7 protein-coding genes are annotated in these 10,564 nt (G+C 74.4%); 2 read left to right on the top strand and 5 right to left on the bottom strand.

The features are described from left to right. Positions 1–90: 90 nt before the first annotated feature. The 3 genes from ABD844_RS40365 to ABD844_RS40355 are packed head-to-tail and all read right to left on the bottom strand — an operon-like array spanning position 91 to position 4,419. Entirely contained in the window at positions 91–1,356 is a 1,266-nt protein-coding gene (locus ABD844_RS40365) for a M20/M25/M40 family metallo-hydrolase (protein ID WP_344890600.1), read from the bottom strand. Then, positions 1,353–3,236, bottom strand: a complete 1,884-nt coding sequence (locus tag ABD844_RS40360) for a dipeptidyl-peptidase 5 (RefSeq protein ID WP_344890597.1) — start codon at positions 3,234–3,236, stop codon at positions 1,353–1,355. Before ABD844_RS40360 ends, ABD844_RS40365 begins: the two co-directional genes overlap by 4 nt. Before the next feature lie 4 nt (positions 3,237–3,240). Further along, on the bottom strand, positions 3,241–4,419 hold the full coding sequence (locus ABD844_RS40355; protein WP_425568735.1) for a C39 family peptidase: 1,179 nt from the start codon (positions 4,417–4,419) through the stop codon (positions 3,241–3,243). A gap of 83 nt (positions 4,420–4,502) precedes the next feature. Here ABD844_RS40355 and ABD844_RS40350 point away from each other — a divergent pair, with 83 nt between their 5' ends. After that, positions 4,503–5,903, top strand: coding sequence for an SWIM zinc finger family protein (locus ABD844_RS40350; protein WP_344890590.1), 1,401 nt, complete (start codon positions 4,503–4,505; stop codon positions 5,901–5,903). Positions 5,904–6,220: 317 nt separating this feature from the next. After that, entirely contained in the window at positions 6,221–8,638 is a 2,418-nt protein-coding gene (locus ABD844_RS40345; protein ID WP_344890587.1) for a DUF6493 family protein, read from the top strand. Positions 8,639–8,762: 124 nt separating this feature from the next. Here ABD844_RS40345 and ABD844_RS40340 read toward each other — a convergent pair whose 3' ends face one another. Further along, positions 8,763–9,872 carry a DUF5925 domain-containing protein gene (locus tag ABD844_RS40340; RefSeq protein WP_344890584.1) on the bottom strand — a complete coding sequence of 370 codons (1,110 nt, stop codon included), beginning with the start codon at positions 9,870–9,872 and terminating at the stop codon, positions 8,763–8,765. 59 nt (positions 9,873–9,931) lie between these two features. Then, positions 9,932–10,564 (bottom strand): hypothetical protein (locus ABD844_RS40335; protein ID WP_344890581.1); only part of this gene is annotated, 633 nt, incomplete at its 5' end.

Genomic DNA, 10,564 nt, shown 5'->3' with positions numbered 1-10,564 from the left:
GCCCTCACCACGTGGTTCGGCCCGCCCGAGCGCACGGCGGCGTGACCCCGCGGGCCGGGGTCACGCGGGCCGGGATCACGCGGGCTGGGGTCACGCGGCGAGCAGGCGGGTCAGCACGCGGGTGCCGAACTCGAGGCCCTCCACCGGCACCCGCTCATCCTTCCCGTGGAACATCCCGAAGTAGTCGAGGTCGGGCCGGAGCATGAGCGGCGCGAACCCGTAGCCCTTGATGCCGATCCGGGCGAACGACTTGGCGTCCGTCCCCCCGGCCATCACGTACGGGACCGGCCTGGCCAGCGGGTCCTCGGCCACCAGCGACCCGGCCAGCTCGTCGAAGAACGGCGACGGGTAGGGCGCGTCAGGCGCGTCCTCCAGGTTGACGAACTCGCGGGTGATCTTCGGCCCGAGCAACTCGTCGATCGTCGACAGGAACTCCTCCTGGAGCCCCGGCAGGTAACGCCCGTCCACGTGCGCCTCGGCCGTCGAGGGCACCACGTTCACCTTGTATCCGGCGTCCAGCATCGTCGGGTTGGCCGAGTTGCGGATCTGGCCCTCGAACAGGCCGCCCAGCGGCCCGAGCCGGGCCGCCTCCGCGTCCAGCCGGTCCAGGTCGACCGGCTGGCCGGTGATCTCCGACAGGCTCCGGATGAGCGCCGCCACCGACGGCGTCAGGCGTACCGGCCACTGGTACGAGGCCACCCGCGACAGCGCGTGCGCCAGCGTCGCGACCGGGTTGTCCACCGGCGGGCGCGACCCGTGGCCGGCCACGCCGTGCGCGGTGAGCTTCATCCAGGCGGTGCCGCGCTCACCCACCGCGATCGGGTAGACCCGGTGCCCGCCCGAGGCGACGCTGAACCCGCCGGACTCGCTGATCGCCTCGCTCACCCCGTCGAACAGCTCCCGGTGCTCGCTCACCGCGTGCCGCGAGCCGTAGTCGCCGGTGGCCTCCTCGTCCGCCAGGAACGCCAGCACCAGGTCACGCCTGGGCCGTTCGCCCCGCGCCCGCATGCCGAGCACGGTGGCCAGCGTCATCGCGCACGAGCCCTTCATGTCGACCGCGCCCCGGCCGTACACGCAGCCGTCCACGATCTCCCCCGAGAACGGGTGCATCCGCCACTCGGCCGGGTCGGCGGGCACCACGTCGAGGTGGCCGTGCACGAGCAGCGCGTCGGAGGAGTCGCCGTCGATCCTGGCCACGACCGTGGTCCGCTTCGGCGCCGACTCGAACACCACCGGCTCCACCCCCGCGTCGGCCAGCAGCGTGGCGACGTACTCGGCGGCCGGGCGCTCACCGTCGCCCGGATTGGTGGTGTCGAACCTGATCAGATCCGAGCAGATCTCGGCAACGCTCTTCACGCTCTTCCCTTCAAGGTCAACGGCGGCACGTCGGGGGTCTCCAGGCCGAAGATCAACCCGTAGAAGGCCAGCTCGGCCTCCAGCGCCGCGACGATAGTCTCCTCCCTGCGCCAGCCGTGCTGCTCGCCGGGGAAGGTGAGCAGGGCCCACTCTTTGCCATGTTTGTCCAGCTCGGCGATGAACCGTTCGGCCTGGCCGACGTCCACGATGGCGTCCTCCAGTCCGTGCATCATGAGGCAGGGGCCCGAGGAGCGGGAGGCGTTCAGCAGGGGCGAACGCTCGGTGTAGCGCTCCCTGGTCTCCGGCAGTGGGCCCACCAGGCCGTCCAGATAGCGTGACTCGAAGTCGTGCGTCTCGGCGGCCCAGCTCTCCGGGTCGGTGATCGCGTAGTGCGCGACCCCGCCCGCGAACACGTCGCTGTGCACGAGCGCCGCCACCGTGGTCCAGCCGCCCGCGCTGCCGCCCCGGACGGCGAGCTTGGCGGCGTCGGCCCGGCCCAGCTCGACCAGGCCGCGCGCGACCTTGGCGCAGTCGTGCACGTCCACCACGCCCCACTGGTGGCGCAGCCGCTCCCGGTAGGCGCGGCCGTAGCCGGTGGAGCCGCCGTAGTTCACCACGGCCACGCCGATGCCCCTGCTGGTGAAGTACGCGATCTCCAGGTCGAGCACGATCGGCACGTGCCCGGTGGGGCCGCCGTGCACGAAGATCACGTACGGTCCCGGGCCCTCCGCGGCTCCTGACGGCGGGTAGAGGTGCGCGTGCACCCCCTCGACGGTCACCGCCTCGGGGGTCGGCAGCAGGGCGCGGTCCGGCAGCGGCTTGCGCGGCGAGACCACCTCGTGCGCGCCGTCGTCCAGGCCGACGAGCGTCACCTCCATCGGCGTGTACGGCGTCGCCCCCACGGCCGCCACCCTGCCGCCCGCCACGGGCCCCGCGACCGGTCCCGCCACTGACACGGTCGAGGCCCAGAAGGTGGCGTGCCCGCCGATCTCCCGCAGGTCGCCGGTCTCCGGGTCGAGCACGCCCAGGCGGCGGCGGTCGGCGGTGCCGTACACGACGGCGAGGCGGCCGTCCCCGGCGACGGCGAAGCAGGTCAGGCCCGGTTTCCAGGCCGCCGTGCCGAACTCCAGGGCCATCGGGGTGAGGTTGCGGGCGGGGGAGCCGTCGAGGGTGACGAGGTGGATGTTCCACCAGCCGGTGGGGTCGGTGACCGCGTACAGGCTCGACCCGTCGCGCCACTCGGCCTGGACCACGGACTCCTCCGGGCCGCCCGCGACCACCGCGTACGGGCCCGCCGTGCCGTCCTCGCCCAGCGGGGCCACGCACAGTTCGGTGCCGTCCCAGGGCATGTTCGGGTGGTCCCAGCCGATCCAAGCGACATGTCGACCGTCAGGCGAAATACGGGGATTCATCAGGAAATGGTGGGCTTTGACGATGACCCTGAGCGGGCCCCCGTCGAGCGGCACCGCCACCAGGTCCCGCACGTCGTCCGTCTCCCTGACCGCCCACACCTCCGGGCGGCCCGGCGGCAGGTAGAGGTCGCCGTACCGGGACGGGCCCTCGGGGGTGAGCGCCACCGGGGCGGACCCGTCGATGCGGTAGAGGCGCTGGTCGGCCCAGTTCGTGAAGACCAGACCGCCGCCGGGCAGGGGGCGCCAGGAGCGGCCGCCGTACTCGACGAGCCGGTTGCGCGCGTTCCAGCCCTCGGGGAGCGCGTCGACCCGGGAGCCGTCGGGCAGGCGGCGGACCACGCAGCGCCGCCCGCCCTCGTGCGGGCGGGGCTCGTCCCACCAGACCTCGACGCCCGAGGGCGAGGCGACCGCCTCCACCCACTGCGGGCCGCCGTCGGTACGGGCCACGTCGATCGGTCGAATGCTCATCAACTCACCAATTGCCGTCGGTACATGGAGGAAGAGGGATCTCGGGAGGGTGCAGGACGTACGCGATGCCGCCGCTGCCCGAGCTCCTGAGCCACACGTGCTCGAACGCCGCCCGCCGGTACACCCGGCGGACCTCGGCGTCGCCCGGCGCGGCCGGATCGTTCACCACGACGTCGCCCTCGGCCGTGAAACCGGCGACGACCAGGATGTGACCGCTGGTCGTGTAGCAGGAGCCGGGCAGTTCGTGCGCCTTGAACGACTGCGAGGTGATCACCGGGATGCCGGCCCGGACGAACCGTTCCAGCTCCGTCGCCGACCGCAGCCGCGTGACGAACCCCGACAGGCCGTACTGCCCCGCGTAGGCCACGTTGAACGGCCAGTTGCCGGTGCCCTGGTAGCTCGCGTCGTACGTGCCCGCCGCCGCGTGGTCCACGCCGGGGGCCGGGTCGCCGTCGCCCACCCAGGCCAGCTCGCCGGGCGACGGGCCGCGTCCCCAGAAGGCCAGCACCATCGCCACCGACGCCGGACTGCACCAGTTGGCGCCCCCGCCGTCGTAACGCGGGTGGTGCCCGGCGTGCGCGTGCTGCGAGTACCGGGGGACCGCCAGCTCCACGGCCCCGCCCCCGCCGGGCGCGCTCGGCCCGGGGGGACGCGGCGGCAGCGCGGAGGCCATCACGCCCAGGCCGGTCACCCGGGCGCCCGCGCCGTGCCGGGTCACGCGTACCTGGTAGGCGACCACCGGCCGCCTGGCCACGTACGTGTCCACCGCCACGTCGCCGTCCTCGTCACCCTGGCCGGGCACCGACGTGCGCGGGCGGCCGTGCTCGGACCAGCGGCCCATGACGTACCACTTGGTGAGGCCGCCGGAGGCGGTCCTGGCGCGCAGCGCGATCTCGATCCACGAGCCGGGCGGGGTCCGCGCGGTCCAGGACGGGACGATCTGGGTCGCCGGAAAACCGATCACCCGCTCCTCGCCCACCCACACCCGCGCCCCGGTCACCCCAGGCCCGGTCACCCCGGGCCCAGCCACTTCGGGCTCCACGACCACGGGCTCCACGACCTTGGGCTCGACGGCCATGGGCGCAACGGCCTCGGGCTCCGCGATCTCGGGCTCCGCGATCTCGGGCACGGCGAAGCGGGTGAAGGCGACGCGGGCCAGATCGACGGTGAGCACCAGGCACATTGTGGTTTTGCCCTCCATGTCGCACATCGGATGGTTTACGTACCGGCCCGATTGTGTCGGTGATCATCTCTATGGTTCGGGGCATGACTCAAGCGGTACAGGCATACTCCTACGCCGGGCACTCCGTGCTCGCCGACGGCCGGCTCGGCCTCTCGACCTCCGGTGGCACGGCGTTATCCGGCCCTCAGAGCCACCCCAGGTTCTTCAGCGGCCTGCTCACCCAGGCCGCTCCCGCCGCCGCGGGGCTGCTGGCCGTCGCCGACGTCGCGCTCACCCGCTACCACCAGCCCCGGCCCGGATGGACCCGCGACCCGGTGGTGACGTGCGACGGCGGGCGGCTCAGGTTCGAGTCGTTCTCGGCGTGCGGCGGGGTCTACGCCCGCCTCGACGTCGTCGCGCTCGACGGCGACGTGCTCGACCGGGGCACCACCAACGTCGACGTCAACGGCCCGCTGCGCGAGTCGCTGGCCAGGGTGGGCGGCAAGGACCCGCTGCACCTGGGCGTCGGGCCCGACGAGCTGATCGTCACCACGCTCGACGGCGCGGTGGTGGAGAAGAAGGTGCCGCTGCCGTCGCGGTGGCTGCGCGGGTTCGCCGAGGTGCAGGTCATGGCCGCCGGGTGGGACCTGCGGGCCGAGCTGGCGGGGCCGCAGGCCGTACGCTTCCTGCGCTCCCTGCCCAGGGGCGCCCGTTCCAGGGTGTGGGCCGTGCCCGCAGGCCGTGACCTGCGGCTGTCCTCCGGCGCGACGGCGGGTGGGGTGTGCCTGTCCGGCACCGGGCGGGTGGCCACGCTGATGCCGCTGCTCAGGTTCGCCAAGGCGCTGCGCGTCTACGGCCCGCGCGACGGCTCGTCCACGGCGAGCGCGTGGGAGCTGGAGCTGCCCGGCATGCGCTACACGCTGGCGATCTCGCCCGAGCCGGCGCGCGGCTTCTCCGGCGAGGGGCAGGTGCTCGACGACCTGGCCACCGACGAGGCGGCGGGCGACGCCGACGTGGTCGGCATGCTGCTCAACTTCGAGCCCACCGTCGAGCTGGGGCTGCTCGCCGACCGCGCTGGCCTGCCCATCGAGCGCGTACGCGCCGCGCTCACCCAGCTCGGCACCGCAGGCCGGGTCGGCTACGACCTGCACGAGGCGGCCCACTTCCACCGCGAGCTGCCCTACGACAAGGAGCAGGTGGCCGAGCTCAACCCGCGGCTCACGTCCGCGCGGGCGCTGGTGCGCTCGGGGGCCGTACGGCTGCTGCCCGGCGACCGGGCCGAGGTGACGACCGGCGGCGGCGTACGCCAGGTGCTGGTGGCGGAGGGCACGTGCACGTGCCCGTGGTGGTACGACCACCGGGGGTCCCGAGGGCCGTGCAAGCACGTGCTGGCGGCCAGGATCGCGGCCCGGGCGACGCTGGACGAGACGGGCCACGCCCCCGCGGACGGCCCCGCGGCGGAGTGGCCGGCGGCGCACGGGCTCGCCGCGGAGCCCGCCCAGTGACCGTGGACGACACCGCCCCAGGCCCGGCGTCGGAGCCTGCCACAGGTTCGGCGGCGGGCCCGTGGGCGGGCGCTGCGACCGGCCTGGCCCAAGGGACGGCCGCGGGTCCGGTACCGAAGGCGGCGGGGAACGGCCCAGGCCCAGGGCCGGGGTCGGGGTCGGGGTCGGGGTTGGGGCAGGGGCCGGAGCAGGGGCCGGAGCCAGGGCCGGGGTCGGGGCCAGGGCCGGGGGCAGGGCCGGAGGCAGGGCTGGGGCCAGGGTCGAGGGCAGGGTCGGGGACAGGGCCCGGGACAGGGGCGGGGTCGGGGGTGGTGGGTGTGGTCCGGCCCGAGGCCGACCCGCTCGTGCTGGCCTGGGTGAGCACGGCGCCCGACGCGGTCACCCTGCGCGACGACCCGCTGCTCGACGATCTCCTGCCCCTGCTGTTCGACGCCGAGGGTGTCGGCGCGGTCCTGCGCGACGAACGCGCCGACCCGCCCGAGCCCCGGAGCTGGCTGGGCGCGCTCGTACGGCTGGCGGGCGAGGGCAGGGTCGGGCGCGACCTGCTGCTCGACGGGTGCCTGCGGCGTTTCCAGCGCGGCGGCCAGGCCGCCGACCTGCGCTTCTTCGTACGCCTGCACGAGCTGCTCGACCCCACGTACGACGAGGTGAGCAAGCGCCGCCACGACTACCTGCGCCTGCTGCCCGCCACTCCCGGCACGGTCGCGGAGACGGCGCTCAGGCAGGTGCGGCGGCTCGACGACCTGGAGCCGGACGAGGTGACGCGGGCACTGCGGGCGCTCCTGTCGAGGAGCGAACGCAAGCTGCTGACGGCCGGGCTGACCTGGCTCGACGAGATCGCCGCCGCCGGTGACCCGGCCGTCGGGCTCGACGAGCTGGGCCCGGTGCTCGGGCACTCGTTCGCCTGCGAGTCCGCCGACGTGCAGGGGCGGGCGGTGCGGGTGGCGGTCAAGCACGCCAAGCTGTTCACGGGCGCGGGGGCGCTGGGCATCAGGGACGCGATCGGCGTCCTGCCCCTCGGTCTGCGGGAGACGCTGGCGGAGGTGTTCGGCGGGGAGTCCGGGGAGTCCGGGGAGCACCGGCGAGACCCCGACGGGTTCACCCCGGTGCCGCTGCCCGAACCCGTGCGGGCCGGGCCGTTCCGCGCGCCGGTCCTGACGGCGGGCGAGCTGGACGGGCTGCCGGACGACTCACGGTGGGAGGCGGCCGAGCTGTGGCTGGCGGGTGTGGTCCGCCTGTACGGGCGCGACCGCGACGGGCTCGCGGCCAGGCTGGCGGACAAGCGCCCCGCCGGGGGAGCGCCGCCGGGCCGGTGGCTGGAGGTCTCGCAGTGGGCGGAGGAGATCGTCCGCCTGGTGACGGGAGGCCCCGAGGCCCAGGAGAGGCGGCTGCCGGGTGGTCCTGCGGCTCGGGAGGGGCTGCCGGGTGGTCCTGCGGCTCGGGAGGGGCTGCCGGGTGGTTCCCCGGCTCGGGAGAGGTTGCCGGGCGATCCGGCGGCTTGGGCGCGGCGGCTGCCGGGCGGCGACGACGTGCCGGGGCCCCACCTGTTCCTGCTGCTGCGCTGGGCCGAGGTGGCGCAGGCGATCGAGGGCGGGACGCCGCCGCCGTACCTGCTGGCCGAGCCCACCGAGGCGACCGGCCACGTCGACGCGGGCGAGCTGGTGGAACGGCTGGCGGGCTACGAACGCGACGGCGTCACGGCCCTGCCCGCCGACCTCCGGCAGGCACTCCTCCGGCTCCCCCGGGAGATCGCGCCGGACGTGGTGACGCGGGCGGGCACGCTGACCTCGGAGGCGGGCCGGACGGCGGCGTACTGGATGGCCGGCGGACGGCCGGAGACCATCACGGAGATCGACTGGTGCTACCGCCCGCCGGTGGAGACACCGGGGCATGACGACAGGCGCGTGTACGGCGACGACCGGGAATCGGCCGGATCGGGGTCGATGGCAGACGAACTGCTGCCGCGCCTCCGGCTCCGCCCCGCCCCACCGGTCGCCGACGGGGTGCCGCCAGTACCGCCGGGCGAGCGGGTGCCGGTCGGTGGTCTGCTGGTCGGTGGTCTGCTGGTCGGTGGTCTGCTGGTCGGCGGTCTGCTGGACGGCGGTCTGCTGGACGGGGCGGTCGAGCCTCGGCTGACGGGGCATGGCGGGTACCTGCGCTGGTGGCCGTACCTGATGCCGTCGCATCGGGAGGCGGTCGCGGCCCAGCTCGTGCCGTACCTGTTCGAGCGGTGGCAGCGGCCCCGTGCCGAGCCGTCCCAGGCGCTGGCCCTGGCAGCGGCCGAGGGGCCCGCGGGGGAGGCGGTGGCGCTCGTGCTGGCGTACTTCGCCGCCGACCGGGCCTGGTCCGCGGCGCCGGAGCGGCGGGCCAGGCCGCTGGTGGACATGGCGGCGCGCGGGCACCTCGACGCCGAGCGGGTGGGACGGCAGCTCGCGCTGCTGGTTCGCCGTACGGACCTCAAACCGGGGCCGGTGTTCGAGACGCTGGAGAGCGCGGCCGCCCTCGGGGCCCATCGGGAGGTGTGGCGGGTCGTGGCGGGGTTCCTGCCCGTGTTCCTGCCGGGGCCGGGGGAACGGTCGCACACCCGGCACACCCAGAGCCTGGTGTTCGCCCTGCGGGCGGCGCGGTGGGCGAGGGCGCGCGGGGCGCTGGCGTGCGTGGCGGAGATCGCGAAGCGCCGGGCGTCGAACAACTTCGTTCGCGAGGCCCGCCGCCTGCACACCTACCTGCTGTGACGGGCCCTGCCGCACGCCTGGGGCGGGGGGGCTCAGCGGCACTGCGCCGCCGGGCCCTCGCCCTCCGGCCTCGGCAGAAAGAGCCGCGAACGGAACAGCGGGGCCGCGGCCGGAGCGGCGTCGGTCAGAGGTAGAGCCCCGTGGAGTCGTCGCCCGGGGCCGGGGTGATCTCGCGGCCCGAGCGCAGCGCGTACAACTGCGCCAGCGTCGCCCCCGAAGGGCCCACGCCCTCAGGCGAGCCCAGCCAGGTCACCGCCTCCTCCTTGCTGAGCGGCCCCACCTCCACCTGCGCCAGGCAGCGGCCGGGGCGGACGACGGCGGGGTGGAGCCGGGCCAGGTCCTCGTTCGTGGTGATCGCCACCAGGACGTCGCGGCCCTGCCCGAGCAGCCCGTCGGTCAGGTTGAGCAGGCGCGAGAGCCCCTGCCCCGCCTGCGCCTTGGCGCCCGAGCTGATCAGCTCGTCGCAGTCTTCCAGCACCAGCAGGCGCCAGCGCTGCGTCTCCTCGTCGGTGTCGTAGCCGACCGCCACCTCCATCAGGTAGCCCGGCTCGTTGAACAGCCGCTCAGGGTCGAGCACGCAGTCGACCTGGCACCAGTCGCTCCACTGCTTGGCCAGCGACCGCAGCAACGTGGTCTTGCCGGTGCCCGGCTGCCCGTGCAGGAGGATGAGGCGGCCGTTGACGTCGGCGGGCGTGATGGACATCAGCCGATCGAGGGCCGGGCGGACCTTGGCCGAGTAGTTCTTGCTGATCTCGGGCCAGGGCTGCGCCGTGATCGGCTTCTCCGAACGGGTGCCGCCGTGCATGCCCCGCCACCAGAAGCCCATCTCGACGTGGTCGACGTCGGGGACGGCCTCCTCGGCTCCCTCGATGCTCTCCGCGAGCACCTTCTTGGCCAGATCCTCGTCGACCGCCGTCACGCTGACCGTCGCCGTGCGGTTGCGGTGGCGTACGATGCGCAGGGTCCAGCCGTCGCCGCAGATCAGCCGCGACTCGGAGCCGTCCTCGACCCGCGCGGTGCGCAGCACGCGGCCGCCGGCGGGCGCGAGCGTGGCGTCGGGGCGTACGCGCTCCAGGTTGGCCAGGCGGGACCACGGCTGCGCGCCCGTCGCGAACGGCGACAGCGCCAGCGCGTCGATCACGTCGATGGCGGAGTCGGCGTCGTCGATCCAGATGTTCATCGGGAGCTCAGAGGAGTCCGGGCTGGGGAACGGCACCTCCCTAATCACAGACATACCGTTAATGATCTCCGTCTCGGTGCGGGATGTCGAAGGGTTTTGAACGGTGGATCCGCTTAGTTCTTCTTGAGGGTACCGGTCTGCGTGACGAGACCGGGGCCCGGCACGTCGCGCCAGGTGTAGGTGAGGCCGTCGCCCTGCCTGTCCAGGGTGATCGTGCCGGGGATGCAGTTGCCGTCGTTCTGGCCGAGGCTGAAGGTCAGGCGGGTCGGCTCCACCTTGGTCAGGGTGATCGTGCCGCGGCAGTCGTCGTCCTGGTCCTTCTCCTCCCACTGCGCGGTGGACTCGCCTTCCTCCAGCTCGACCCGGTTCTCGGCGCCGTCGGTGTCGAGCGGGTTGGTGCTGGTGGTGGGGCCCGACCAGTCGCCCTCGAAGGCGGCCGGGATCTCGAGGTCGGAGTCGGGGGTCTCGTCCGGCGCGCCGTCGCCGTCCGGCGGCGTGGCGGGGCTCGTCTCGGTGCCGGTCTCCTGGCCTGTTTCCGCCGGGTACGGGGATCGCGGCTGCCCGGTGGCGTCGGCAGGGCCGGTGGTCTCTGCGCGGCCGGAGGTTTCCACGGGGCCGGTGGCCGTGGGGGAGCGGTCGACGATGGTGGTGGCGGGTGCGCCGTCGAGCAGCAGGAGCGCGGTGACGGCCGCGCTCAGCGCGACCAGGGCCGCGACGAGGACGATCAGCAGGCCGCGCGAGCCCGT

This window comes from Nonomuraea antimicrobica (assembly GCF_039536965.1).
GTDB lineage: Bacteria > Actinomycetota > Actinomycetes > Streptosporangiales > Streptosporangiaceae > Nonomuraea > Nonomuraea antimicrobica.
This window is presented reverse-complemented; position numbering and strand designations above follow the sequence as displayed.

What these genes read in the sequence shown, in the direction of transcription:
- ABD844_RS40360 (WP_344890597.1), bottom strand. Translation starts at nt 3,236, where the DNA reads ATGAGCATTCGACCGATCGACGTGGCCCGTACCGACGGCGGCCCGCAG.
- ABD844_RS40355 (WP_425568735.1), bottom strand. Translation starts at nt 4,419, where the DNA reads ATGTGCCTGGTGCTCACCGTCGATCTGGCCCGCGTCGCCTTCACCCGC.
- ABD844_RS40350 (WP_344890590.1), top strand. Translation starts at nt 4,503, where the DNA reads ATGACTCAAGCGGTACAGGCATACTCCTACGCCGGGCACTCCGTGCTC.
- ABD844_RS40340 (WP_344890584.1), bottom strand. Translation starts at nt 9,872, where the DNA reads ATGTCTGTGATTAGGGAGGTGCCGTTCCCCAGCCCGGACTCCTCTGAG.